This window comes from Paraglaciecola sp. T6c, from assembly GCF_000014225.1.
In the GTDB taxonomy this organism is placed as follows: Bacteria; Pseudomonadota; Gammaproteobacteria; order Enterobacterales; family Alteromonadaceae; genus Paraglaciecola; species Paraglaciecola atlantica_A.
Map to the genome: position 1 here is coordinate 4,741,464 of NC_008228.1, position 25,451 is coordinate 4,766,914.

The window sequence follows — 25,451 nt, forward strand, 5'->3', positions numbered from 1 at the left end:
CACAGTTGTCATTGCAATTTATCTAACGCTCTTTAGTGTGCTTGCGCCTTCGGTTGGCTGAAATAAAAGCCTTGGGCGTAACGCACATTAAGATGTTTAAGCAGGTTTAATTGTTCTTCACTTTCAAGGTGTTGAGCGACTAAGTCAATATTTTTACGTCGCCCCTGTTCGCACAGTGCCTTGATCACGGTTTGTGCTTTTTCATTTTTGGCTAGGTCTGCCAACACTGGGCCTGAAATTTTCACCCCACTGATAGGTAAAGCGAGTAAATGCTCTACCTGACCTACATCTGGCTCTAGGTTATCAACAAACAAGCTCAAGCCCAGCTTTTTGCATAAAAAGGAAAATGTTTCAAAGGTATCTGTGTCTGCCAACACGTTTTGCGCTGTCACTTCTAATGCCACCCGCTGAGGATTGGGGTAGCTCTGAGCTTGATTGCTTAAAAACCGGTGAATGCCTTCGTCTTGCATATCGGCTAGGCTAATATTGATATTCCACGGGATGTCACGCTCACGAAAATATTGCGCACTGCGATTAAAAATCGTTTCGGTCAATTGAGAGCGACTCTCCTGACGGTCAACCAAGTACAGGAACTCGGTAGGAATAAACGGGTGCTCCCCTAAGGTAATTAAACGGGCTAAGCATTCGTAGCGCCAAACCTGATTAGTGGATAAATCCATAATCGGTTGGAAGAAGGGCACGACATTGTCGAGGTTAAAGCTTTCTGTGACTTGAGATACTTTCATAATAGACAGCATTTTTTCTTTATACTATAGCAAGTTAGCGCCCTAAGGCTAGGGTGGATTGAGCAACTTTTATACACATTTTTACTTATTTCTGTTTGCCACATACTCTGTTACGTAAAAAGAGTCCTTAAAAAGCGACTTTCCCTTCTTATAAACGCGGTGTTTATGTTGGTCTAGGTGAAAAATTAATGTAAAGTTCGCGACCTGAAAGTTTTCATATGAGGTGTCAAGAGTGGCCGTAGCTGAAGTCAGTTTAGAGCATTTGTTTAGAGTGTTTACCATGCCCGAAGGTAAAGATTCTAAATTGGCTCAAATTGAGCAGCATCTGTCAGATAACTTGGCTGATTTTTTGTCTCAACACGTGGTGACCAAGGTCACGTCACTTGAGCAAATTGAACAAAGTTTCGCTGAATTTAATGTGCCTGAACACCCAGAGTTTGTCTCGGAGCACGCCGCTAATTTACTCGAGAAGTTAGTCGCTAATTCTGTTAACACCTATTCGCCAACGTTTATCGGGCACATGACCTCTGCCTTACCTTATTTTCATTTATCGTTAGCTAAATTATTAGTTGGCTTAAATCAAAATTTGGTCAAAATTGAAACCTCTAAAGCCTTTACGCCTTTGGAGCGTCAAGTATTGGGCATGATGCATGAACTGGTGTATGCCCAGAAAAGTGACTTTTATAACACCTATCTACATAACGCTAATCACGCGCTTGGGGCATTTTGCTCTGGCGGCACGATAGCGAACGTAACCGCCTTGTGGGTTGCACGCAACAAAGCTTTAGCCGCCGATGGCGTATTTAAAGGGGTGGCCCGTGAAGGCTTAGCGGCAGGTTTAGCTCATTATGGCTATAAGAAAATGGCAATTTTGTCATCTCGCCGCGGTCATTACTCTCTGTCAAAATCTGTAGATATACTCGGGTTAGGCCGTGAACAACTCATCACGCTAGACTGCCCTACACAGCGTTTGTCGCCTGAAAAGGCACTTGCCTTCGGTAAAGAATACGCAGAACAAGGCAATAAAATTCTTAGCATAGTTGGCGTTGCTGGCACCACAGAAACAGGCCATGTAGATCCATTAGATGAACTGGCTGACGTTGCCCAAGAGTTAGGTTGCCACTTTCATGTGGACGCGGCCTGGGGCGGTGCTACGTTATTCTCAAGCACCCATAGAAAGATCCTAAAGGGAATTGAACGCGCAGATTCAGTTACCATAGATGCGCACAAGCAAATGTATGTGCCTATGGGCGCGGGTATGGTGTTGTTTAAAGATCCTAACGACAGCAATGCAGTACGTCACCATGCAAACTACATACTACGAGCTGGCTCAAAAGACTTGGGAGCCACGACATTAGAAGGCTCGCGTAACGGTATGGCCATGATGGTATATGCGTCTTTGCATATATTTGGTCGCCAAGGTTACGAATTGTTGATTGATCAAAGTATCGAGAAAGCGAAAGTTTTCGCTCGAATGATCCAGTCTCACCCAGATTTCGAGTTGATTACGCACCCTACTTTGTCGTTACTTACTTATCGAGTGAATCCCCAAGAGGTGCAGCAACAGGTCAAAGCCGACTTTTCGTTAAACGTAAAATTTAATGAAAAACTCGATAAACTCACCGTATATGTACAAAAGCAGCAACGTGAGGCGGGTAAGTCTTTTGTGTCGCGTACCCGCTTACAAACTCAAACTTACGGCGATCAAACCATGACAGTGTTTCGCGTGGTATTAGCAAATCCGTTAACCACTGAAAATGATTTACAAAACATCCTGGATGAGCAAATCGCGATTGCCAGCAAAAGCCAAAACTGGGCTGAGTTAACCGAAAAGGTAATCTAGTTGGCTTTGTCGGACCCCACTAAAAAGGCCGTTAGTTCACACTAACGGCCTTTTTGCTAATGAAGGTGACAGTAATGGCTGTTAGGCCAACGAAACCTGCAAATTGTCGATTAAGCGGGTACGGCCTAAAAAAGCGGCTGCCAAGATAACGACGTTAGTTTCTTCATGCCCAGGCTGTAAAAGCGTATCGGCTGAACGAATTTCAATGTAATCGATACTAAAGCCCGCTTCGGCAAGCTGCTCACAGCACTCACTGGTAATACGTGAAAAATCACGACGACCCGATTCAATCTTTTGCTGCATCTCTTGTAAGCGCGTATACAAAGTGGGGGCAAGCGCACGCTGCTCAACATTTAAATACTGGTTACGCGAGCTCATGGCCAAACCATCAGTTTCACGAGTAGTCTTTACACCATGCACGGTTAAGTTCATCGACAGGTCGGTGACCATGGCTTTAATGACTTGTAGTTGCTGAAAGTCTTTTTCACCAAAGAACGCCATATTCGGCTGAACCATGTTGAACAGCTTACACACTATCGTTGCCACACCGCGGAAATGCCCAGGACGACTCGCACCGCAAATCATATAGGAAATACCCGGCACTTCTACGAACGTTTGCTGCTCCAAGCCACGAGAGTAAATATCCTTCACTTGCGGAGTAAAGAGTACATCTACCCCCATCTCGCTAAGCACATTACGATCGTTCTCTAATGTGCGCGGGTACGCTTCTAAATCTTCATCTGGTCCGAATTGCAATGGGTTAACAAAGATCGATACCACCACAATATCAGCCTTTAATTTAGCTTCTTTAACCAAATTAAGGTGACCTTGATGTAAGTTGCCCATGGTGGGAACAAAAGCTATCACTTTGGAATCTGCCTGCCAGCTGCGGCGCACATCGCGCAAGCTAGCAATATTACTGATCACTCGCATACTTGACTCACTTACTGAAACTATGGGCTTCAGACGGGAAAGAACCGTCTTTCACTTCTTCTATATACTGACTCACCGCTGTGCGCATATCGCCAGTCTCTTGAAGGTAGTTTTTTGAAAATTTTGGCATGTAATTGGCGCTGATACCAAACATGTCGTGCATCACTAAAATTTGTCCGTCGGTTTCTGGACCCGCGCCAATTCCTATAACCGGAATATCAACTGCCTGAGATATCGCACCTGCCAGTTCTGTCGGTACGCACTCAAGTACCAACAACTGTATACCCGCCGCTGCCATTTCTTTGGCCTGTTCGAGCATTTGCTCTGCTTGCAGATCATCGCGGCCTTGTACCTTAAAGCCCCCGAAAACGTGTACTGACTGAGGTGTTAAGCCTAAATGACCGCAAACAGGGACACCACGCTCATTTAAACCTTGAATGCTCTCAAGTAACCAGCGACCGCCTTCAAGTTTGACCATACTTGCACCAGCAGCCATTAGCTTTGCCGCGTTCAAGTAGGTTTGCTCTGGGGTGGAATAAGACATAAACGGCATATCTGCGATAACAAATGCGCGCTCAACGCCTTTACGCACAGCCCGAGTGTGATAGGCCACATCATCAATGCTGACGCCTAATGTATCGTCACAGCCTTGCAAAACCATGCCCAACGAGTCACCAATCAGCAGTACGTCTATCCCTTGCTCATCAAACAATTTTGAGAAGCTCGCATCATATGCGGTAAGCGCACTAATTTTTTCGCTTTGTTGCTTCATTTTCAACAACGTGGAAGTTGTGACTTTTTTCATTTTGAATCACTCCAGTACGATGAACACTAAATAGAGCTTGAGTAAATCAGGCACTATACGGATTTTTTAGCGGATTTCTATCACACTCATTTATAGGGTAATTTTTCCAACCCATTGAGGGGGCAGTTAATGAGCAATTCGGTCAATTTAGTGCCGTTTGGTAGTTGTAATTCGGGGGCAATTTCATGCAAAGGATACAAAACGAACTCTCGCTCTTTCATACCGTAATGTGGCACAGTAAGTTCAACTGAATCAATAATTTGAGTACCAAAAATAAGAATATCTAAATCTAAAGTACGCGGCCCCCAACGCTCTGCTTTACGCACCCGACCATGCTCAAGCTCAATTTTTTGTAAGCAATGGAGAAATTCGACAGCTTGCATTTTTGTTTGCACTTCAACCACCGCATTAACATAGCTAGGTTGGTCTTGTGGTCCCATAGGGCGACTGATATACAAGCTCGAGGTGGCCGATATATGTGAAGCAGGCAATAACTCAATTGCCCGTAATGCTTGGCTTATTTGTTGTTGAGGCTGGGCCAAATTGCTCCCTAGCCCAACATAAACTTGGCTCATTGGGCGGCTTTCTTCTTGCCTCTGTAGCGGCTTCTGCGCTTAGGTGCACCGCCGCCTTCTTTCTCGCGTAGCGTTTTTAACATCCCTTGGCGCTGCTCAGGGTTAACGTTTTGAAAATCTGTCCACCACTGAGCTAACGTGAGTAGCTCACCGCCTTCGATCTGCCCACGAATAAGCAAGAAATCATAGGCAGCCCTAAATTTAGGGTGTTCAAGCATTTGAAACGCTCTGCGTCCGTATCGCTTAGGAAGACGTTGTTGCAACTGCCAAATCTCGCGCACTGTGATGGTAAAACGTTTGGGGATCATAATGCGTTGAATTTGACGGTGCAGAACATCACTCAAGGCTAAATTAAACGCGTCAAAGTGGTTTAGGCCACCTTCCACCATATGTTGCTGACAACGCTCTTCTAATGGGTACCATAACAAGGCTGCAAAAATGAACGCTGGGGTCACTTTCATATCCGAGTTAATACGGTTATCCGTATTCATCAGCACTTGCTCAATAAACGCAAGTTCACGACTATTTTGCGATTTTAGCAAAGGGGTGAGCTGAGGAAACAACTGTTCAAATAAACCGAATTCATTGAGTAACTTGTAGGTTTCTAGTCCTTGGCCCGATAACAGTAGCTTTAGTACTTCTTCAAACAAACGCGCTGGAGGAATATTCGCCATTAATGGAGCGAGTTCGTACATCGGCTTGGCGGTTTCAGGGCTTATTTTCATACCCAATTTCACAGCAAAACGCACCGCACGTAACATACGCACCGGATCTTCACGGTAACGAGTAGCAGGGTCGCCAATCATAGTGATTTGACGCTTTTTAACCGCTTCCATGCCGTTGGCAAAATCATGAATACTGTAATCAGCGATGTTGTAATACATCGCATTAACGGTGAAGTCACGACGCTCTGCGTCTTCTTCTATGCTGCCAAACACGTTGTCACGAAGTAACTGTCCATGATCGCTTTGCTTGCTCAAATTCTGCTCTTTGGCATTTTCGTCTTCAACAGGGTGATGACCACGAAAAGTGGCAACTTCGATAACTTCTCGACCAAACACCACGTGCGCTAAACGAAACCGACGGCCAATTAGGCGGCAGTTTCTGAACAATTCTTTGACCTGTTCAGGGGTCGCGTCTGTAGTGACGTCAAAATCTTTGGGTTTTTTACCCAATAGAATATCGCGCACACAGCCGCCAACTAAAAAAGCTTGATAACCGTTATTATGCAGACGGTACAGCACCTTTAGCGCGTTATCGCTAATGTCACTGCGGGATACCGGATGTTCAGCACGGGGAATAATGTTGGCAACAAGAGTGGTTTTAGCTGTGCTCGGCGTACTTTTAAACGCCTCTTTAACCTTGTTGATTACGCGAGAAATAATAAGTTCAGCTCCAATATAAAGGATTACCCAAAACAGGTTTTTTAACGCGTGGGATCATAACCTGTCTTACGCGTCAATTCTATTGTCAAACGCACTCGCATCGTTTGCGATAAGTGCTATGTGCCAGTTGTTCAGTGCGAATTCTAAAATATCGTTCACCGTGGCATTATTCAGCGCCCTAGGAACCGGCAAACCTAAGACCTCAAGAGCCCTGCATAAATTGCTATTGGCAACAGCATCATTTAACCCTGGGGCATGGTTTTGCTTACTCAGTTTTTGACCGTTATCTCCCATCACAAGTGGTAAATGCAGGTATACGGGGGGTGGTTGGTCAAACAGTTGATATAAAGCTAGCTGATATGCGGTAGAGGGCAGAATATCTGCACCTCGCACTACTTCGGTCACACCAGCGTATATATCATCCACGACCACAGCTAGTTGATAGGCATATAACCCATCTTTACGGCGCAAGATAAAATCATCACAGGCACCTTTTGCAAACGAAACCGCCCCTAATGCTAAATCTTGAATATGCTGCCCCCCCAAGGTATTCCTCAGGACAGTGGCACATTCATCTTTTGCCAAGGCTAACTGCGCGCAGGGGCAAGATTGCCCTTTAGGGTTGGCAAGTCGTTGCTTTCTATTACATTGGCAACAATAACTATGACCATTTGCCTGCAGCCAATTCAGTGCTTGCTCATATCGTTCGTGACTGTCATGTTGATAAGTCACTTCGTCGTCCCATAACAACCCGTGACGAACGAGTGACTCTTTTATAAGATCATCTGCACCAGCGAGCGCTCGTGGGGGATCAATATCTTCTATGCGTAACAACCATTTCCCGTCCATTTGCCGCGCACGTATATAACTGCCTAAAGCAGCCACGAGGGAACCTAAATGCAATGGTCCAGAGGGGGATGGCGCAAACCGACCTACATAAGAGGTATCTTGATTAAGGCGCTGTGCAACGAAAGGTAAATTCATTAACCTAAGTAACGTGTAAACATAAAAAAAGCTGCATTGAGCAGCTTTTCTTTATTTATCAGTATTAACCTTGTAGCTGCTTTTCTTTAATTTCAGCTAGGGTCTTACAATCGATACACATATCAGCGGTAGGACGGGCTTCTAAACGCCTAACACCAATTTCGATACCACAGGTATCACAGAAGCCAAAATCGTCTTCTTCGATACGCTTAAGGGTTTTCTCGATTTTTTTGATCAATTTGCGCTCACGGTCACGGGTTCTAAGTTCAATACTGAACTCTTCTTCCTGTGCTGCCCGATCGACTGGGTCAGGGAAGTTAGCCGCTTCGTCTTGCATATGATGCACGGTACGATCTACTTCTTGGCGTAATTGGTCGCGCCATGCTTTTAGCAACAAACGGAAATGCTCCATTTGTTTTTCATTCATGTATTCCTCGCCTGCTTTCTCCTGATAGGGAGTAAGACCAGCTAGGGCTAATAATCCGAGTGTTTTATTCGTATTTCCTGTTGGCATCAGCCAATTCTCCTTAACTACGAGCACAGGACGGTTTTGTGCAAGCGGGTATGTATAACAGAAAGAAATACCGCTGGCAATTCCACGCACTGACCTGCTATTCATGCTAAAAACCAAATTCCGACGGGCAATATGGCGATGTCGGCGAAAAAAGCAACTTATATTTTCATACAATCATGGGTAGTCGTTGATTTAGCGTAATATTTTGTTCGTTAATCGCACACGAGTAAGCTAACACTTCTACCCCAACGTCAACAGCATGCTTAAACATTTGCGCATATTTTGGATCAATATGTTCTGCAATTTTAACGCTTTGAATGCCACTGTGCTGCACACAAAAGAGTAAAACAGCGCGATACCCCTGTTCGACCATAGCGGCAAGCTCACGCAAATGCTTTTGACCGCGTACCGTTTTCGCGTCCGGAAAGTACCCCTGCCCCTCTTCCAATAAGGTCACCGATTTGACTTCAACATAGCAATCTTTCTTATCGCTACTACTTAGAAGAAAATCAATTCTGCTGTTTTCATGCCCAAAACGCACTTCAGGACGAACGGTTTCATATCCCTGCAACTCTTGAATAGCGTGTGTTGCCAATGCCTCTGCAACTATTTTGTTTGCGTTATTGGTATTGATGCCAATCCAATGGCCTTGATGCGTTACTCCTAACTCCCAAGTATAGCCCAGTTTGCGCTTAGGGTTATTACTTGGGGAGAGCCAAACCTGCATCCCGGGTTCAGCACATCCGATCATTGCTCCGGTGTTAGGACAGTGCGCAACGACCTCTTCACCGTTTAACAACGTAACGTCGGTTAAAAATCGTTTGTAACGTTTAACCAATATCCCTTCAATCAAACTGTTATAAAATTGCATTCATCACCATACTGTTTATCGTTACAAAGTTGTTATGATATCGGCTTACTTTTCTTAGGAGTGTTTTATGTCTCGACTTTCTATCCAACTGTCTAACGCGCCAGCACCTGCCCACTGGGGTAAAAACGCTGTACTCTCGTTCGACAATGAAAGCGCTACAATCCATTTATTATCAGATGATCCTCAAAACCGAACCATTCGCCGGGCAGCGCGCATTTTAGACGGTTTAAATTTAGATTTCGTGACTTTATGCGGTAAGTGGCATATCGAACAGCAATGGGCGTTTGCTTACAGTTTCACGAACACCAAAAAACAACACCATATTCAATGGGTTGATGACGAGAATAGCGACACGCTAACGCAGCGCTACCAAGCCTTGGTTTTTACCCGTAATCAAACAAATGCCACCCCTGAAGACCTCTCCCCTGAAAAGCTAGCGAGCACCAGTGTTGAGTGGCTAACCAGCCTAAGTCCAAGTCACGTCACTGCAAAACAATGGGTGGGCGAAGAACTTGTCGAGCAACAATGGTATGGTTTGTACAATGTTGGCCGAGGTAGCCAGCGTCCGCCGGTCATGCTTGAAGTAGATTTCAACCCTACTGACGATCCTCTTGCGCCTGTTAGTGCTGCGTTGGTTGGCAAAGGCATCACCTTTGACAGCGGCGGTTATAGCATTAAAAGCAGTGAAGGTATGCTGCACATGAAATGTGATATGGGCGGGGCGGCTATGGTAACAGGCGGCTTAGGCTTAGCGATTATGCAAGGTCTAAACAAACGAGTGAAACTATATTTGTGCTGTGCTGAGAACCTTATAAGCGGTCACGCTTATAAATTAGGCGACATCATCACCTATAAAAATGGTACCACAGTAGAAATCGTCAATACCGATGCAGAAGGTCGATTAGTGCTAGCTGACGGTCTGATGGCGGCCAGTGAAACTCAGGCCCCCTTGATTATTGATGCTGCAACCTTAACTGGTGCTGCAAGTGCTGCGTTAGGTCGTGATTACAATGCGCTATTTGCCTTGGATAAAAACTTGATGCAACGCGTGCTAGGTTACGCCAGTGAGGAAAATGAACCCGCTTGGCCTTTGCCTCTTGAGCTATGGCATCAAGAAAAGTGTCCATCAAATTATGCAGATACTGCCAATAGCCGTGCTCAAAAAGGGGGGGGCGCGGGCGGCGCATCAAACGCGGCGGGATTTTTGTCTCGGTTTGTGGGTAATAAGGGACAAGGTTGGTTACATATGGATTTAGCCGCCGCATTTAATGACAGCGCTGATGCTTACACACCCGCTGGCGCGTCTGGCTTGGGTATTAGAACCATAGCCAAAGCACTATTGTCTGAATAATCGCCCTTATTTTTAGACTTTATCAGCAGATGCAAAACAGACTTAGGTACGCTGGTCGTACCTAAGGTTACTGAAATAGCACTTTAGATATCAAGACGTTCACAGCCCACCTAAGCGCTCAGCCAACACTTTGTATTTCTCTACGTCGGCAGAATTAAACAGCGGTTTTCCCTGTTCGTCTTTATCAACGGCAATCAACAAACTTTCACGCTCTAGCCGCTCAACACGTATCACTTCGACGCCCAAAAAATTCGCTACTTCATCCACTGTCATCACACTCATTTTTTGATCCTTCTTTCAATTAAAACGCCAAATACTGGCATGGGTACTTTTCGTTAGCAAAGTTCTGTTAGTCAACCATAGCAAAGAATTTACCCTTGAGCTGTTGATCTTTGGCAACTTAAAATAATAAAAATAGATAAATCTTTCAATCAGATGGGCTGAGCAGCATAGTTGTTATACACTTGCGCTATCACCCCTTTGTGAAATTACCTACCAATAGAGTAGCATTATGGATACTTGGTCTGCGGCCATTACATTATTTTTGATTATGGACCCACTAGGTAACCTTCCTGTGTTCATGTCTGTGCTAAAAACGATTGAGCCCAAGCGACGCCGTATCGTTTTGATCCGCGAATTGATTTTTTCGCTGTTGATCATGTTGGGATTTTTATTCAGCGGTCAGGCTGTATTAGATTTTCTAAGCGTCAAACAAGAAACGGTGAGCATCGCTGGTGGTATTATTTTATTTTTGATTGCCTTGAAAATGATATTCCCTCAACCAGGTGGGGTAACAGGACTGCCGGCAGGTGAAGAGCCTTTTATTGTCCCTTTAGCCATTCCTATGGTCGCTGGACCGTCCATTCTCGCAGCCTTAATTTTGTTGGCCAATCAAGATCACAGCCGCATGCTGGATTGGTCTTTAGCACTTTTAGCTGCTTGGTCCGTCAGTGCGGTGATATTGATGTTTTCGAGTGTATTCCATCGCGTATTGGGCGAGCGCGGACTTATCGCTATTGAGCGTTTGATGGGCATGATCTTAATTATGATTTCAATTCAAATGCTGCTAGATGGCATCGGAAAATTCTATTCGCTGGTGTAATCGGCGAATCAAAGAGGTAAAAATGAAAGACAATAAACTAACTATTTTCCAACAAGTTAGAGATTTAGAAACGTGGCAATCTGTTGCTTTCTCAGCAGCATTACTAGAACGCATGCTACCCAACTACCAGCTTTTTTGCGAAGCCACTGAATTTGCCGACCCAAGTCCATACCGCAACAGTTTGAACGTGATTTGGGAATGGCTCGCTCACCCCAAAACCAAAATCAATTTTGCCGCACAACTTGAAAAAGTTGAAGCAAGCGTGCCTGACCCAAACGATTACGACAGTATTGGGGTATATCCTGCCATTGATACCGCTATGTCAATGTCAGCGCTTATTCTGCTATTAATGGAAGAAGACCTGCAAGGCGCCGTTGTGGTCAGCAAACTTGCTCAAGGCACGGTAGAAGCTTTTGTTGAAGCAACTTCTGAAGCAGAAATAAGTGTCGAAGAGATAAAGCAACACCCTCTGATGCAATGGGAAATTGAAATCCAACAAGAATTACTTACATTTTTGGCCAACAGCCCAAAAAATGGCGATACCTGTAAAGCCCTTAAAGACATCGCTATTGGTGAAGGCATGAGTAATATCGGCATTGATATTACCCCATAGTAGGTTCTTTAAGGTTGTAAATGTCCCAAAAAAATTATCTAAAGTACTAGCCTTGATACAGTTTCGCAGTAACTTGGCTAGTCTGATTTTCTTTCAATAAGCGCCAACTAGGCGGCACTTTGTACTGAGCATTTTGCGTTTCGCATTCGATATAAACCAAGCCCTCATTGGCCAACAAACTGTTCTGCTCGATACCATCGATCGCTTTAGGAATTAGATTTTTGTTAAAAGGTGGGTCTAAAAAAATCAAATCAAATTTGTCGTTTAGCTGACTCAGGTAACCTAGGGAATCGCCGCAGAGCACCTGTGCACTCTCCCTAGATGCTTTGAGCGTGTCGAGATTTTGCTGCAAACTTCTAGCGACTTTTTTGTCTAACTCAATAAACGTCACACGCTTGGCATACCGAGAAAGCGCTTCGAAACCTAGGCCACCGCTGCCTGCAAATGCATCTAAGCAATGACTATCTTGGGTATGCGCCATTAACCAGTTGAACAATGTTTCTTTGTTTCTGTCTGTTGTGGGGCGCAGCCCTTGAACGTCCATAACAGGCAATTTTCGCCCGCGCCATTGTCCGCTGATAATACGAATTGCACCATTGGTGGCTTGAGTCTTTTTTACGTCTCGCTTCATTTATAGTAGGAATGTTATCATTGCTGCAAAGATACGTAAGTGTACTCAATTAATTCAACGATTTTCCAAGGATTTCTATCTAATATGTCCAAGTTTTTCGGTTGGCTCAAAAAAGACAAGCCTAAGTCAGAGCCACAAAATCCCCCAAAGAGCACACCAGAAGAAGCCCAAGAGGCACAATCACAAATCGACGATAACAGCGATGAGCGCCTTCTTGAGCAAGCGAATGAGCAAGCAAAACTGCAAAAAATTGATGATCATGCTGCCACCGAAGTAGAAAGCCCTTCTCACGGGCAACCTGCAGTGGAAGTTGAACATACCTTGGAAGAGCGTGCTGATACTGAGCACGACCAAAACATTATTCAAGTTGAAACCCCAGCCTCGGTTATTGACGCCAGTGAAGACGCTATCACCAGCAACGTGGAGCCTGTGTCAGTTGCTGCATCAACTGAACCGTCCGAAGTATTTGAGGCCACGACAGAAATGTCTGAGGCAGATCTTCAACCTGTTGTTGAACATGAGCTAGAATCCCAGCCTGAGCTGGTGCCAGAGTCAAAGGCGAAGCCTGAAGAAGAACCTGAAAAACCAGTCAAAATGGGGCTGTTTGCCAAGTTAAGACAAAGCCTCTCACGCACGAAAGAGAACCTCGGCAGCGGCTTTATTAGCCTGTTTCGCGGTAAAGCCATCGATGATGATTTATTCGAAGAATTAGAAACTCAATTGTTGGTCGCCGATGTAGGAATCGATACCACCAGCAAAATTATCTCTAGGCTAACAGACAGCGCTAAACGCAATCAGCTAAAAGACGGTGAGGCGTTGTATCAATTGCTGAAACAGCAAATGAGCAACATATTACAAGAAGTCAGCCAGCCTCTTGAACCGAAAAGCGAAGATGGCCCGTTTGTTATCTTAATGGTGGGAGTAAACGGCGTAGGTAAAACAACCACCATCGGTAAAATGGCGAAACAGTTCCAATCTCAAGGCAAAAAAGTCATGTTGGCTGCCGGTGATACATTCAGAGCCGCAGCAGTTGAACAACTGCAAGTATGGGGTGAGCGTAATAACATTCCTGTGATAGCGCAGAAAACCGGTTCAGACAGCGCATCTGTTATTTACGATGCATTAGAGTCTGCCAAAGCGCGTAATGTGGATGTGCTAATCGCCGATACCGCGGGGCGATTGCAAAATAAAGATCACTTAATGGAAGAGCTGAAAAAAGTGGTACGGGTGATGCGCAAAATTAACCCAAATGCGCCTCATGAAGTTATGCTGACACTCGATGCGGCCACAGGCCAGAATGCCGTCAGCCAAACCAAGTTATTCAACCAAGCGGTTGGACTAACTGGAATCACATTAACCAAGCTAGATGGCACCGCAAAAGGTGGGGTGATTTTTGCTTTAGCGGATCAATTTAAAATCCCTATTCGTTATATCGGTGTAGGTGAAGGCATCGACGATTTACGCCCATTTGCCAGTGATGAATTTGTTGAGGCACTCTTCGCTGAAAACGGCGTTGAAAATAGCGCTGAAAGCACGACCTAAAACGAGACTTAAGCAGAGTTTGCAAAAACAAACGATGCCGCTAACAGCCTGATTAAGCGAAGAGTGATTCAATGATCAAATTTCAGCAAGTAAGTAAAACCTACCCTGGCGGGCAACAAGCGCTGCGCAAGGTAGATTTTCATGTAGAGCCCGGAGAAATGGCGTTTTTAACGGGTCATTCAGGTGCCGGTAAAAGTACCTTGCTGAAATTAATCAGTTTGATGGAACGCCCCACTGTGGGTCAGGTATTAATTAATGGGCATGACTTAAATAGTATTAGTCGTCGCCAAATCGCCTATATTCGTCGTGACATAGGCATGATTTTTCAAAGCCATCAGCTATTGATGGACAAAAGCGTATTCGACAATGTCGCACTGCCACTCATTATTGAGGGTTATTCACACAAAGAAACCACCAAACGAGTGCATGCGGCGCTTGAAATGGTTGGCCTTAGAGACAAAGCAAAAAATCTTCCCATTATGCTATCAGGCGGTGAGCAACAACGCGTAGGCATTGCTCGCGCAGTTGTGAATAAGCCGCCACTATTGTTGGCTGATGAGCCCACGGGTAATTTAGATCCGAAGTTGTCCATGGAAATTATTCGATTGTTCGAAGACTTCAACCAGGCGGGCGTATCCGTGTTTATCGCAACCCACGACTTGGGCTTGATCGCGCGCATGAAATATCGAACTCTGACCCTCAAAAATGGGCAAATGATCACCGACGGTCTATCCCAAGATTTTTAACAAAAACGCAGAAACAACAACAGTCTGGTTCTGTAATGCCTAGCGACACATGCATAAGTGAGTTTGAAGAATGAGTTTATTATTTAAAGGGCGAGCCCAGGGCGCCCAGCTAAGTCAGGTTTCTATCATTCAACGCATTCAAATGTTTTTTCTCAGTCATGTTCGCCAAGCATTAGGCAGTTTGGGGGAATTGTGGCGCTCTGGCGCGGCTTCACTGATGACCATAGGCGTGTTGGGGTTGAGCATCACACTGCCTAGCACCTTATATATCCTAGTGAAAAATATTGAACAAGTGAGTTCGGGATGGGATCAAGCCTCTGAAATATCCTTATTTCTAAAAGCTGAAACATCAAAACAACACATAGACCAACTTCTGACCCGTATAAATTCTTGGCCTGAAGTGAGTAAGGTGACTTACATCCCTGCGGATGACGCGCTAAATGAGTTTAAAGCGTTGTCAGGATTCGGCGATGCTATCGCGTATTTAGATAAAAACCCATTACCACCAGTTGTGCTTGTGGCGCCTAGCGAGAAACATGCTGGCCCTGTAGCGGCGCGTCTGTTGCTTGATAAGCTGCGCAAAGAGCGCGAAGTCGACATAGGAAAACTGGATCTGGAGTGGTTACAGCGCTTAGATGCACTCTTAACAGTAGCCAAAGAGTTAGTGACGATCATTGCGCTACTGCTATTTTTGGCAGTTATTTTGATTATTGGTAATACCATCAGGCTCAACATCCTAAGCAAAAAAGATGAAATACTAGTGATGAAATTAGTGGGTGCAACCGATGCCTTTATACAACGCCCCTTTATGTACACTGGCTTCTGGTATGGTTTATTAGGCGGCCTATTAGCGTGGTTTACGGTAGTTGGCTTATTGTGGTGGATGAGCGCCAGCGTTGAGGCAGTGAGCGCCCTCTATCAAAAGCAATTCAATATTACCGGTGTCGACTTCAGCACCTTGCTTATTATGCTGTCAACTTCTGTGCTGCTAGGGCTAGTTGGCTCGATGATTTCAGTAAAACGACATGTGAGTGCTATCGAGCCAAAGTGAAGCTGTCTTAGGCGTACTAGAGAGGTCTCACCCACTGCGTTTAGTACGAATACCTTCTATCGGCCAGCGTTTACGCTCTTGATTCTGGAAAGTGTGGTGAAACAGACTGACGTAGACCGTTCCCCCACATAATGGCTTCATTAAACATACTGTGCAGACGTTTCTGGTCAATTTTCAATAACCCAGCGATACGTATCACTTTCAACCAATTCGCACTTTCAAACGCCCTCGCCAGAACTAAATAAATAGACAAGTCGTTCTGGCCACCGCTTAGAGCAAATTTCACTTCATCATCAATGGGTAACTGATTCAGCAGTGTGCCCATATCTTGGTCTAGTATTGCATCAAGCAAAGAGAACAAGCCAACCAAAAAGCCCACTGGTGGGTTATCCCCTTTTTTGGCTTCTCGGGCAACTAAGTCGCAAAATTTCGCCCTTACAAGCGACAAGTGCAGCAACTCAATCGGCTTATCATCATTTAGATTGGCCAACGCTAACAGGGCCACGAACTTCTTAAGCTCGACTTCACCCATATAAGTTATTGCGTGGCGCAATGACGTGATCCTGTAGCGCTTATTCACCATAGGGTTGTTGACAAAGCGCAACAACATATAAGACAAGCCAACATCATGCTCAATAACAGAATTCACACGCTCGATGTCAAAGGTTTCGCTAGAGCTGACACCCATAAGTTCCACTAACGTTAACTTAGAGGTGGGTAAATTTTGTTGCTTAATCGCCTCAGGCTTAGCAAAAAAGTAACCTTGGAAGTAATCAAACCCCATATCTCGATATATTTCGAAATCTTGCTGGCTATCAATCTGTTCAGCCACCAACTTTACATTGGCATCTAATAACCTGGGCATACTCTTCGCCACACCATCGTAATCGCTTTGCATCACATTCACTTTAACGATGTCAACAAATGGCAGAAAATCATTCCATTTGGGATCCAAGTTATGATCGTCCAAAGCGATAGTAAAACCTGAGCTCTTCACTTGCTGGCAGACTTCTAGCAAGGTGCCGTGTGGCAATACAGCATCGGATAATTCAACTACGACGTTGGAGGGATCTAGAACAGAGGGTAAACCATTGATTAAGGTTTCTTTTTGAAAGTTAATAAATGATTTTTTATTGCAAGAGATCTCGTCTAATCCGAGGGTAAGATAATGCTTAGCAATCAGCTTTTCGGTACGTTCGTCTCTTGCCGTATCTGGATAGCAATTGTTCTTACCGTCACGAAAGAGTAACTCGTAGGCAAACACATCACGTTGGCGATCTAAGATAGGCTGGCGAGCAATAAAGGCGAACATTTACATCCCTATGAAATCGTTTGAGTAAGGTCATTAAGCTTAAAGACGCAACGCACGGGAAGCGCTGCAAATAAATTTTTAGTACGTAGATGTACTTTCGTCTTTTTTGTTGAACAAAGTCAGACTAACAGACAAAATTAAACCTTGTAAATAAGACAAATCGTTGTTTTTACATCCATAAAACAAATAAGATCAATTTTGCTCGTGATACGTGAAGAACTTCCAGCATATGTAATAGAATATTAATATTGCAAAGATAGTGCTTGCGTACAATGGTAACTGTTATTATGGTGGCATCATTCGTTGTTCATGATATTCGAGCAACCCCCAAAAGTAGCGCTTTAATAACTTTTCAATTGATCTCGATCAACTAGAGCTTATATTTGTATAATATCTTACTGATAGATCAGCCGCTACATGAAATTTTTTCGCGTTTGAGTGGTCTATTACAACAAATGTAAAACTCAATGCGGTTCTTGGTTGGCAAAGTCATTGCATGGTTCCAAGGACACAATGTTACACGAGGTGATTATGACAACAGATATGCGTGCACTAACATTAACCGTTCCACAGACCGGTAGCATCGAAACTTACGTGCAAGCTGTTAGCAGCATTAATATGCTCACAGCCGAAGAAGAACGTGGTCTAGCAGAACGTTTACAACAGGAAGACGACTTATTAGCGGCAAGAAAGCTAATCATGTCACACCTACGTTTCGTTGTGCATATTGCAAAATCTTATTCTGGTTACGGACTTCCTCAAGCCGATTTGATTCAAGAAGGCAACATCGGTTTAATGAAAGCGGTTAGACGCTTTGACCCTACTGTAGGGGTCAGATTGGTGTCGTTCGCTGTACATTGGATTAAAGCTGAAATTCACGAATTTGTGTTGCGTAACTGGCGCATAGTGAAAGTTGCCACCACAAAGGCACAACGTAAGCTTTTCTTTAATCTACGTAAAAATAAAAAGCGTTTAGGTTGGTTTACTCATGCAGAAGTGCAGAAGGTGGCAAGTGACCTGGGAGTAAGCGAAAAAGAAGTATTACAAATGGAAGCTCGTATGAGCAGCCATGACCAAGCTTTTGATTTATCTGCAGATGATGATGAAAGCGGAAGCTTCGCGCCGGTACAGTTTTTAGAAGACAAAAGCGCAGATGTTGAAACTGACGTTGTTAACGCAGATTGGGACGCAACGGCTTCACAGAAGCTATATTCAGCGATTAAAACCCTCGATGAGCGTAGCCAGCATATCATTCAGACGCGCTGGTTAAGTGACGACAAAACAACGCTACAAGATTTAGCAGATAAATACCAAGTATCTGCCGAGCGTGTTCGTCAAATCGAAAAGAACGCTATGAAAAAATTACAGAGCGCTATGGCATAACTCAGTAATTCAGACACAAAAAAAGCGCGTTATAAACGCGCTTTTTTATTGCCTAAAAAATAATCACTGCTAATTTATTGCAAATTACGCGCTTTCGGCGTCTCGTTCTTCAGTCTCAGGGGGTAAAATCCAATAAACTCCCTTAAACTCGGCAACGGCAGTGTCCCCATCGAGAATATCGACTTGTAATTTAATTTGGCATTTCTTATCTTTCGCTAATGGCTCGAACTTGCCGCTCAGACTTTCGATGTGACATAAGGCTCTTGGCTGCATAGTGATGGGTTTGTGATAGTGAATATTACCATCTCCTAACACTATCTCCCCTGCAAGATTCTTCTCCTTTAATTGCAAAAAAATCATGCCCCAACCTGTCAAAGTGGCTAAGGAAAAAATACTGCCGGCGAACATAGTCCCGTGCAAATTGATATTTTTATTTAGCGAAGCTCGATTCTCTAATGTTTTACCAGAATACTGGTACAGCTTGATCCCCATCTGCTCGCTAATGGGGATAGTATCGTGCCATGTATCTTGTAACTCTTTACACCATTTTGGGTGCAACAAAATCGTGTTGTGGGCCAACAGACGCTTGACCATTTGTTGGCGTTTTAACTTCCCTAGCTCAGTCGAGGCTTCTTTTTCTACTTCAAAGCCACAACTCTCGAAAAACGGAGTAGAAAGCTCTCGGCTATTAGTGACGATGCGAACTGCGCCTTCTTGCCGCGCTACCGCTTCAAGTGAAGACATGATCATTTTGGCTAAGCCACGCCCCTGTGCATCATTGGCGACAGCTATATGGCGGACCTGAGCTTCCTCAGCGCTGTTCATATGTATCCGGCCAATGGCGATCACTTCACCTTTATTATTACGGATCATGCGATGTTCACTGACTTGCTCGTATTCGTCTTTTTCAGAGCCTTGAGGATAATTCCAAGGCTTTCGCAGCATTAACCAGCGAAATTCAAAATATGCTGCAAACTCCGCATCTGTTTCTGGGGTTTCAATCTTATACATTATTATGCATTTATCCTTATGGAGATATCGATAACCTGAGGCCAAATTATATCAGCCAGTCCACCATTAGATATTATTCACTGCTTGGTAGCAAATCAGACGTTTAAGGAGAACGTCACGGGGCCATCATTTATTAATCTAACTTGCATATCTGCACCGAATTTACCTGACTCGCAGAGTATTTCACTGCTTCTCCCTAGTTCAACAAAGTAATTATACAAAGTTTTGCCCAATTCTGGCGATGCACCTTGAGAAAACCCAGGCCGATTTCCTTTGTTTGTCTGCGCCACCAAAGTGAACTGAGAGACCACAAGTAATCCGCCGCCGACTTGCTGAAGATTCAGGTTCATTTTACTGTCTTGATCGCTAAAAATGCGGTAATTCAGCACGCGCTGAAACAGCTTTTTGGCCTTTTCCTCGTTGTCATTTTTTTCCACTCCAAGCAACAGCAAAATCCCTTGATTAATCTCTCCAATGACCTCATTACCAACACAGACACTGGCTTCGCTGACTCGTTGAATCAAACCAATCATTCCTGCTCCTTAATAAAATCAGCCATCGCGGTCGAAGCCAAACAGAGAGCGGCAGTAATTTTGGGTTCATTGGCGCTGTGACCAGACTCGGGCACTATGGTAAGCTGACTTGCAGGCCAAGCTTCGTTAAGTAAATAGGCACCTTGTATTTTGCACACACAGTCATAGCGACCATGAATGAGTGTTGCCGATATATGACTGATTTTGTGTATATTTTTTAATATGTAATTTGACTCAATGAAACAAAGATGCTTTATGTAATGGCACTCTAAAATAGCCAAACTAATGCCCCTGTGTACATCCGGGACCAACTCATCTTCATGTAATTTACAGTGCAACTTACTGATTCTGGCTTCCCACAAACACCATGCTTTAATGGCTGCCATTTTGTGCACTTCATCGCTGCCAGTAAACAGTTCATAGTACGCGTCAACTAACGACGTCGTAAGGGACTTATCTGCCACAGGGAGGATGAAATCTTGATAGTAGTCTGGGAACAGCTGCGCAGCTCCGCCTTTTTTATCCAGGTACCAATCGAAATCTTCTTCTCGCGCCAGGAAACTGCCTCTTAAGATCAGCCCTTTCACCGTTTCAGGATGCTCAATGGCAGCAAGTAATGCCAACGTTGCACCCCAAGAACCACCAAATAAGATCCACTGCTGGACACCCAGGTGCTTTCTGATCTGGGTAATATCACTTAGTAAATCTTGGGTAGTATTGTTCTTTATGCTACCGAATGGAGTGGATTGCCCGCTTCCCCTTTGGTCAAAGCCAATAATCCAGTACTTATCGGGATCAAAGAAGCGACGATAATTAGCAAACAGTCCTGCCCCTGGCCCCCCGTGTAGAAACAGCACAGGTATTCCTTTTGGGTTACCACTTTGTTCCAGATATAACGAATGATCGTCGCTAACCGCTAGCATTTCGCTGAAAAACGGTTTAATTGCAGGATAGAGTTCACTCATATAGGCAGCCACTTTGACATTATTTCTTCCAACCGATTACAGTAGTTTGTTAAAGTGTATCAACAATAATGAATTAATAACTTAGGGGCAACAAATGGCAGGACAAGGTTCAGGTGGAAATGTAATTGCAGCAATATGTAACTTGTTTTTTCCAGGATTGGGGCAATTAGTTCAAGGACGGATACTAGCAGCAATCATATTTTTTGTTCTGGTATGGACTAACTATGCCCTAGCAGCCACAGGTATTCTGTTTTTTATGGCAGTGTTCGGCTTCATCTTCCAAGTATGGTCGATTATTGATGCCGCTAAATACCGTGGTTAATTAACACTAAAGAGGTTTTGATGAAGAAAATAATACCAGCAGTCTTTTTATTCACCCTGCTAACAGGTTGCCAAAGCGCCTATTATGCAGCATGGGAAAAAGTCGGCGTTGAAAAGCGCGATATCATGGTTGATCGCGTCGAAGATGCAAAAGAATCGCAGGAAGACGCCCAACAACAATTTAGCGATGCACTAGAACAATTTACCCATTTAATGAATTACGACGGTGGTGAACTGCAAGACGTATACGAAGAGTTAAAAGACCAGTACGAAGAAAGTAACCAAGCGGCAGCAGAAGTGACTAAGCGCATTAATAAAGTAGAAAGCGTAGCTGATGCGTTATTTGACGAGTGGGAAACTGAATTAGATAAGTATACTAATGACGGTTTACGCCGTGAAAGTGCGAGCAAGCTTAAAGATACCCAGCGCCGCTATGCCAGCTTGGTTAAAAGCATGCGCAAAGCAGAAGCAAAAATGGATCCTGTTTTATCTGCACTACAAGACAACGTGCTGTATCTAAAACATAACTTGAATGCGACTGCGATCGGCGCCCTACAAAGTGAGTTTAACGGCGTTAAAAATGACATCAATCAGCTTATTGCTGAAATGAATAACGCCATCAAAGAATCAAATGCGTTTATCTCCAGTATGCGAGATTAACTAGCATTAAACCCTACGCAGGCGATTGGGGGTCATCCTCATCGACCTGCGTAAAATTCTCTTTAGATTCTTCGTGAAAAAACACTTCAATCACATGGGTTAGTTCCGCCCCAAGCAACACCACTATCCACGACAAGTACACCCAAACGAATAAAATAGGAATAACGGCCATAGCGCCGTAAATCATTTGATAAGACGGGAAATGCGTTATGTAAAACGAGAATCCTTTCTTCGATAACTCAAACAGTAGCGCCCCCATGAACGCACCAACGAGGGCATGGCGAGGATTAATCCGCTTATTAGGGACAATCATATACAGAATAAAGAAAGCGCAGACGGACGCGATAAAAGGCACAATTTTGAGCATGGCGGTTGTTGCGCCCATGGTGTAGGCTTCAGCCGAATTAGCAAAAGCAACCAAATAAGAACTCATGATGACGCTTAGGCCAATTAACAAGGGGCCTAGCGTGAGGATCATCCAATAAATCGCAAACGTAAAAATGATCGGGCGCTCGCTTTTTGCCTGCCAGATGCGGTTCAAGGTTTTGTCTATATTCGAGATGAGCAATAAGGCCACCACCACCAAGGATAAAATCCCGATCGCACCCATTTTTGATGCGTTACCCACGAACTCGGCGACGTAGCCTTGAATTTGGTCCCCAGAAGTCGGAATAAAATTACCGAAGATCAGGGCTTCGATATCACCTCGCACCTCAGAAAAAGCAGGAAAGGCCGACAATATGGTGAAGAACACCATGATAAATGGCACTAGAGATAATAAGGATACATAGGCTAAATGCCCTGCTGACACCGTGATCCCATCTCGTTGGCAATGGTTTACAAACATACGAACAAAAATATTCGCTTTAGGTAACCAGCTCCTTAATACATCCGACCAAATAACCTTGGACTCCATACTTTTCCTTTACTCCAGGCTGAGAATTCAATCCTCTTAGTCTGCTCTAACGCCCAACATATGGCAAATAGCATAACTCAATTCACAGCGATTCAGAGTATAGAAATGAAAATCACGAATGCCTTCTTTTGCTAAGACTTTGACCATGTCCATGGCAATGCTAGCGCCCATTAAGTTACGAGTAGTTTGGTCGTCCTTATCTAGGCCGTCATACATTTTGTGCAGCCAGTTCGGTACGTGTACGTTGGTAAAGCCTGCAAAACGCTGCAGGGTTTGATAGTTCGTCACAGGCAAAATACCCGGTACGATATCCATCTCAATACCCGCTGCTGCTGCCCTGTCCCTGAAACGTAAAAACACTTCAGCATCGAAAAAGAACTGGCTAATTGCTTGGTTCGCGCCTGCATCGGCTTTGCGTTTTAGGTTTAACAAGTCAAATTGACTGTTCGGCGCTTCAGGGTGTTTCTCTGGGTATGCTGCAACGGCGATGTCAAAATCAGCCACATCACGCAGTAATGCCACTAAATCAGACGCGTAAGATACATGCTCGGTATAGCCTTCGGGTAAATCACCACGCAAAGCTACAATTTTCCGAATACCACTGGCCCAATAATCTTTGGCGATTTGCTTTAATTCGTCACGGCTAGCATCTACGCATGTTAAGTGCGGCGCAGCGGCAATCCCTGTTTCGCTCTGAATACGTTTTACGATTTCGTGGGTACGATCACGCTCACCGCTATTTGCACCGTAAGTCACAGACATATATTTGGGCTTTAGCGGCGCTAAGCGCTCCACCGATTTCCATAGTGTCTTTTCCATCGTTTCAGTTTTAGGTGGAAAAAATTCAAATGATACATTGATCCCTTTCACTTCTGACAGTGACTGGTTGAGGGCATCGATACCTTGTGCATAAGAGACCATGAAAAGCTCCGTGATTATCTGGACGTTTAGACGTCTAAACTAAACTTTGTACGTAAAGCCGTCAAGATGTTTAGCAGTCTATCGTTGACCTTTATTCGTTTATGGTTAGAATTTCCCCTTATAAGAAAGAAAAAAGCGAGTAAACGATGGCTAAAACGACAAAATGGAATGGGAAATACATTCATCCCTACGCCGAGCATGGGAAAAAGAGCGAGCAAGTGAAAAAAGTCACCGTCTCTATTCCTTTAAAAGTGCTCAAGGTGTTAACAGATGAACGTACACGTCGCCAGGTGAATAACCTGCGTCATGCAACGAACTCAGAGTTGTTGTGTGAAGCATTTTTACATGCCTTCACTGGGCAGCCATTGCCGAATGACAATGACTTACAAAAAGATAATGACAATCGTATCCCCAGCGATGCATTGCGCATCATGCAAGAAATGGGCATCGATATCGATTCAGAAGAATAGCCCTAGTCTGTTGGGCTACTCAACTAGGTCTAATCACTTAGACCTCGCCATCAAAACACCCTAAATAGCCCGCTCAAGCCGACTTGTTAAAGAAAGTCAGCATTTAAGCGTAGTCGTACTGGCCCCCGCGGGACAAACCTTGTTGATAAGCCGGCCGCGCATGAATACGTTTTACGAAGGCAGCAATATTTGGGTATTCTCCCGGCACATTGCGTGAGGCCAACGCTTCTAGCGGAAAACTCATCTGTATATCTGCCCCAGATAACGCATCACCAGCGAACCACTCATTATCCGCTAAATATTGTTCAACAAACTTAAGGTTAGCGACCAAATTCAACCCGTAGTACCCGTCCATGACTTTATCGGCAATTTTATTGGCGATGATTTTGACAAAAAATGGTTTAGCGTTTTGTCTGACTTTATCAAATACCAACTTGGCAACCATGGGAGGCATCAGGGTTCCTTCGGCGAAATGTAGCCAATAGGTATATTGGCGGTACGCTTCTGTACCTGGCTCGGGCATTAAGGCCTTATCAAGGTATTTACGCGCTAAATAGTCGATAATCGCCCCAGACTCCGCCACAGTCACTTCATCATCTGTGATAACGGGTGACTTACCTAACTGGTGCACCTTCTTTAATGACTCAGGCGCCAAATTCGTTTGGCTATCTCTTTGATAACGCTGAATATCATATTCCACACCCAACTCTTCCAACATCCATAAAATGCGTTGAGAGCGAGAGTTATTAAGATGATGAAGTGTGAGCATGAGGTACCTTATTTTAATATATTTGATTGAAAGTAACTTACGCGCAAAGTCGCAAACTGGCTCATCAAAAATATTAATATATCTCTATTAATGCAAAAAGGCTGAAGTTATCTTCAGCCTTTAAGCTATTTACGCATTGATGTGCAGGGTAGCGGTTATTTCCCTGACGGATCTAAACTCGCGTAATATGCGGCTAAATTTTCTATGTCAGCATCACTCAAACCTGCAACCATAGGTGCCATCACCATATTTTTACGCTCACCTGCGCGAAACGCCTTTAACTGGATTGCCAAGTATTGTTCTTTCTGGCCAGCCAAGTTTGGATACATGGGAATTTGCGAAATTCCATTCGCGCCATGACATGCCATGCAGGTCGCTGATTTAGATTTACCCGCCGCAATGTCGCCAGCGAAAACGTTAGTTGATAACATGGCGATTGTTGAAATACTCGCCACAACACATGCTTTTGAGATTAGATTCATAATTGGTCCTTAAGAT

29 protein-coding genes are annotated in these 25,451 nt (G+C 44.3%); 11 read left to right on the forward strand and 18 right to left on the reverse strand.

The window, feature by feature from the left end; translation table 11 throughout:
• Positions 1-32 precede the first annotated feature (32 nt).
• The gene (locus tag PATL_RS20105; protein WP_232283264.1) at positions 33-746 is read right to left on the reverse strand and encodes an EAL domain-containing protein; all 714 of its coding nucleotides are present in this window, start codon (positions 744-746) and stop codon (positions 33-35) included.
• Positions 747-978: 232 nt separating this feature from the next.
• On the opposite strand from PATL_RS20105, the gene panP reads away from it, so the two are divergent.
• Positions 979-2,589, forward strand: a complete 1,611-nt coding sequence (gene panP, locus PATL_RS20110) for a pyridoxal-dependent aspartate 1-decarboxylase PanP (protein ID WP_011576637.1) — start codon at positions 979-981, stop codon at positions 2,587-2,589.
• 81 nt (positions 2,590-2,670) lie between these two features.
• On the opposite strand, the gene panC is transcribed toward panP, so the two are convergent.
• The 7 genes from panC to sfsA form a co-directional block, all read right to left on the reverse strand.
• Complete coding sequence (gene panC / locus PATL_RS20115; protein WP_011576638.1) at positions 2,671-3,522, reverse strand: pantoate--beta-alanine ligase; 852 nt, start codon at positions 3,520-3,522, stop codon at positions 2,671-2,673.
• A gap of 7 nt (positions 3,523-3,529) precedes the next feature.
• Positions 3,530-4,327 (reverse strand): 3-methyl-2-oxobutanoate hydroxymethyltransferase, encoded by a 798-nt coding sequence (gene panB, locus PATL_RS20120; RefSeq protein WP_011576639.1) that lies wholly within the window; start codon positions 4,325-4,327, stop codon positions 3,530-3,532.
• An 86-nt stretch (positions 4,328-4,413) separates the two neighbouring features.
• Entirely contained in the window at positions 4,414-4,902 is a 489-nt protein-coding gene (gene folK, locus PATL_RS20125) for a 2-amino-4-hydroxy-6-hydroxymethyldihydropteridine diphosphokinase (RefSeq protein ID WP_011576640.1), read from the reverse strand.
• Positions 4,899-6,203: a polynucleotide adenylyltransferase PcnB gene (gene pcnB, locus PATL_RS20130; protein WP_041714120.1), complete on the reverse strand. Its 1,305-nt coding sequence runs from the start codon at positions 6,201-6,203 to the stop codon at positions 4,899-4,901. The genes folK and pcnB overlap by 4 nt, the downstream gene beginning before the upstream one ends.
• Before the next feature lie 150 nt (positions 6,204-6,353).
• Positions 6,354-7,271 (reverse strand): tRNA glutamyl-Q(34) synthetase GluQRS, encoded by a 918-nt coding sequence (gluQRS, locus tag PATL_RS20135; protein WP_011576642.1) that lies wholly within the window; start codon positions 7,269-7,271, stop codon positions 6,354-6,356.
• Between the two features lie 64 nt (positions 7,272-7,335).
• Positions 7,336-7,785, reverse strand: a complete 450-nt coding sequence (gene dksA / locus PATL_RS20140) for an RNA polymerase-binding protein DksA (protein WP_011576643.1) — start codon at positions 7,783-7,785, stop codon at positions 7,336-7,338.
• Between the two features lie 166 nt (positions 7,786-7,951).
• The gene (gene sfsA / locus PATL_RS20145) at positions 7,952-8,656 is read right to left on the reverse strand and encodes a DNA/RNA nuclease SfsA (RefSeq protein WP_011576644.1); all 705 of its coding nucleotides are present in this window, start codon (positions 8,654-8,656) and stop codon (positions 7,952-7,954) included.
• A 67-nt stretch (positions 8,657-8,723) separates the two neighbouring features.
• On the opposite strand from sfsA, the gene pepB reads away from it, so the two are divergent.
• Entirely contained in the window at positions 8,724-10,007 is a 1,284-nt protein-coding gene (gene pepB / locus PATL_RS20150) for an aminopeptidase PepB (protein WP_011576645.1), read from the forward strand.
• A 99-nt stretch (positions 10,008-10,106) separates the two neighbouring features.
• Here the strand turns inward: pepB and PATL_RS20155 are convergent, their stop codons facing one another.
• The gene (locus tag PATL_RS20155) at positions 10,107-10,289 is read right to left on the reverse strand and encodes a hypothetical protein (RefSeq protein ID WP_011576646.1); all 183 of its coding nucleotides are present in this window, start codon (positions 10,287-10,289) and stop codon (positions 10,107-10,109) included.
• Positions 10,290-10,518: 229 nt separating this feature from the next.
• Between PATL_RS20155 and PATL_RS20160 the strand changes: the two genes are divergently transcribed.
• Both PATL_RS20160 and PATL_RS20165 read left to right on the forward strand, forming a co-directional pair.
• Entirely contained in the window at positions 10,519-11,109 is a 591-nt protein-coding gene (locus PATL_RS20160) for a YhgN family NAAT transporter (RefSeq protein WP_006992952.1), read from the forward strand.
• Positions 11,110-11,131: 22 nt separating this feature from the next.
• Positions 11,132-11,722 (forward strand): YjaG family protein, encoded by a 591-nt coding sequence (locus PATL_RS20165; protein ID WP_011576647.1) that lies wholly within the window; start codon positions 11,132-11,134, stop codon positions 11,720-11,722.
• A 46-nt stretch (positions 11,723-11,768) separates the two neighbouring features.
• Here PATL_RS20165 and rsmD read toward each other — a convergent pair whose 3' ends face one another.
• Positions 11,769-12,353 (reverse strand): 16S rRNA (guanine(966)-N(2))-methyltransferase RsmD, encoded by a 585-nt coding sequence (gene rsmD / locus PATL_RS20170; RefSeq protein ID WP_011576648.1) that lies wholly within the window; start codon positions 12,351-12,353, stop codon positions 11,769-11,771.
• Positions 12,354-12,437: 84 nt separating this feature from the next.
• Between rsmD and ftsY the strand changes: the two genes are divergently transcribed.
• The 3 genes from ftsY (at position 12,438) to ftsX (ending at position 15,692) form a co-directional block, all read left to right on the forward strand.
• Complete coding sequence (gene ftsY, locus PATL_RS20175) at positions 12,438-13,895, forward strand: signal recognition particle-docking protein FtsY (RefSeq protein WP_011576649.1); 1,458 nt, start codon at positions 12,438-12,440, stop codon at positions 13,893-13,895.
• A gap of 71 nt (positions 13,896-13,966) precedes the next feature.
• Positions 13,967-14,641 carry a cell division ATP-binding protein FtsE gene (gene ftsE / locus PATL_RS20180; protein ID WP_011576650.1) on the forward strand — a complete coding sequence of 225 codons (675 nt, stop codon included), beginning with the start codon at positions 13,967-13,969 and terminating at the stop codon, positions 14,639-14,641.
• Between the two features lie 70 nt (positions 14,642-14,711).
• Entirely contained in the window at positions 14,712-15,692 is a 981-nt protein-coding gene (ftsX, locus tag PATL_RS20185; protein WP_011576651.1) for a permease-like cell division protein FtsX, read from the forward strand.
• Positions 15,693-15,762: 70 nt separating this feature from the next.
• On the opposite strand, the gene PATL_RS20190 is transcribed toward ftsX, so the two are convergent.
• Positions 15,763-17,004, reverse strand: a complete 1,242-nt coding sequence (locus tag PATL_RS20190; protein WP_011576652.1) for an EAL and HDOD domain-containing protein — start codon at positions 17,002-17,004, stop codon at positions 15,763-15,765.
• A gap of 531 nt (positions 17,005-17,535) precedes the next feature.
• On the opposite strand from PATL_RS20190, the gene rpoH reads away from it, so the two are divergent.
• Positions 17,536-18,387 (forward strand): RNA polymerase sigma factor RpoH, encoded by an 852-nt coding sequence (gene rpoH, locus PATL_RS20195; protein WP_041714636.1) that lies wholly within the window; start codon positions 17,536-17,538, stop codon positions 18,385-18,387.
• Positions 18,388-18,471: 84 nt separating this feature from the next.
• Here the strand turns inward: rpoH and PATL_RS20200 are convergent, their stop codons facing one another.
• The 3 genes from PATL_RS20200 to pip all read right to left on the reverse strand — a co-directional run bounded on the left by PATL_RS20200 (position 18,472) and on the right by pip (position 20,896).
• Positions 18,472-19,398: a bifunctional GNAT family N-acetyltransferase/thioesterase gene (locus PATL_RS20200; RefSeq protein ID WP_011576654.1), complete on the reverse strand. Its 927-nt coding sequence runs from the start codon at positions 19,396-19,398 to the stop codon at positions 18,472-18,474.
• A gap of 95 nt (positions 19,399-19,493) precedes the next feature.
• Positions 19,494-19,931, reverse strand: coding sequence for a D-aminoacyl-tRNA deacylase (gene dtd, locus PATL_RS20205; RefSeq protein WP_011576655.1), 438 nt, complete (start codon positions 19,929-19,931; stop codon positions 19,494-19,496).
• The gene (pip, locus tag PATL_RS20210; RefSeq protein ID WP_011576656.1) at positions 19,928-20,896 is read right to left on the reverse strand and encodes a prolyl aminopeptidase; all 969 of its coding nucleotides are present in this window, start codon (positions 20,894-20,896) and stop codon (positions 19,928-19,930) included. The genes dtd and pip overlap by 4 nt, the downstream gene beginning before the upstream one ends.
• A 94-nt stretch (positions 20,897-20,990) precedes the next feature.
• Between pip and PATL_RS20215 the strand changes: the two genes are divergently transcribed.
• Together PATL_RS20215 and PATL_RS20220 are read left to right on the forward strand one after the other, a co-directional pair.
• Entirely contained in the window at positions 20,991-21,218 is a 228-nt protein-coding gene (locus tag PATL_RS20215; protein ID WP_006992940.1) for a hypothetical protein, read from the forward strand.
• Between the two features lie 20 nt (positions 21,219-21,238).
• On the forward strand, positions 21,239-21,877 hold the full coding sequence (locus PATL_RS20220; protein WP_011576657.1) for a DUF2959 domain-containing protein: 639 nt from the start codon (positions 21,239-21,241) through the stop codon (positions 21,875-21,877).
• 13 nt (positions 21,878-21,890) lie between these two features.
• Here the strand turns inward: PATL_RS20220 and PATL_RS20225 are convergent, their stop codons facing one another.
• Both PATL_RS20225 and metF read right to left on the reverse strand, forming a co-directional pair.
• A complete protein-coding gene (locus tag PATL_RS20225; RefSeq protein WP_011576658.1) occupies positions 21,891-22,793 on the reverse strand; it encodes a virulence factor BrkB family protein in 903 nt (300 codons plus the stop codon).
• 36 nt (positions 22,794-22,829) lie between these two features.
• Entirely contained in the window at positions 22,830-23,714 is an 885-nt protein-coding gene (gene metF / locus PATL_RS20230) for a methylenetetrahydrofolate reductase (RefSeq protein ID WP_011576659.1), read from the reverse strand.
• A 146-nt stretch (positions 23,715-23,860) separates the two neighbouring features.
• On the opposite strand from metF, the gene metJ reads away from it, so the two are divergent.
• Positions 23,861-24,184: a met regulon transcriptional regulator MetJ gene (metJ, locus tag PATL_RS20235; RefSeq protein WP_006992936.1), complete on the forward strand. Its 324-nt coding sequence runs from the start codon at positions 23,861-23,863 to the stop codon at positions 24,182-24,184.
• A gap of 103 nt (positions 24,185-24,287) precedes the next feature.
• Here metJ and PATL_RS20240 read toward each other — a convergent pair whose 3' ends face one another.
• Together PATL_RS20240 and PATL_RS20245 are read right to left on the reverse strand one after the other, a co-directional pair.
• Positions 24,288-24,953, reverse strand: coding sequence for a glutathione S-transferase family protein (locus PATL_RS20240; RefSeq protein WP_011576660.1), 666 nt, complete (start codon positions 24,951-24,953; stop codon positions 24,288-24,290).
• Between the two features lie 155 nt (positions 24,954-25,108).
• Entirely contained in the window at positions 25,109-25,435 is a 327-nt protein-coding gene (locus tag PATL_RS20245; RefSeq protein WP_011576661.1) for a c-type cytochrome, read from the reverse strand.
• Between the last annotated feature and the right edge of the window lie 16 nt (positions 25,436-25,451).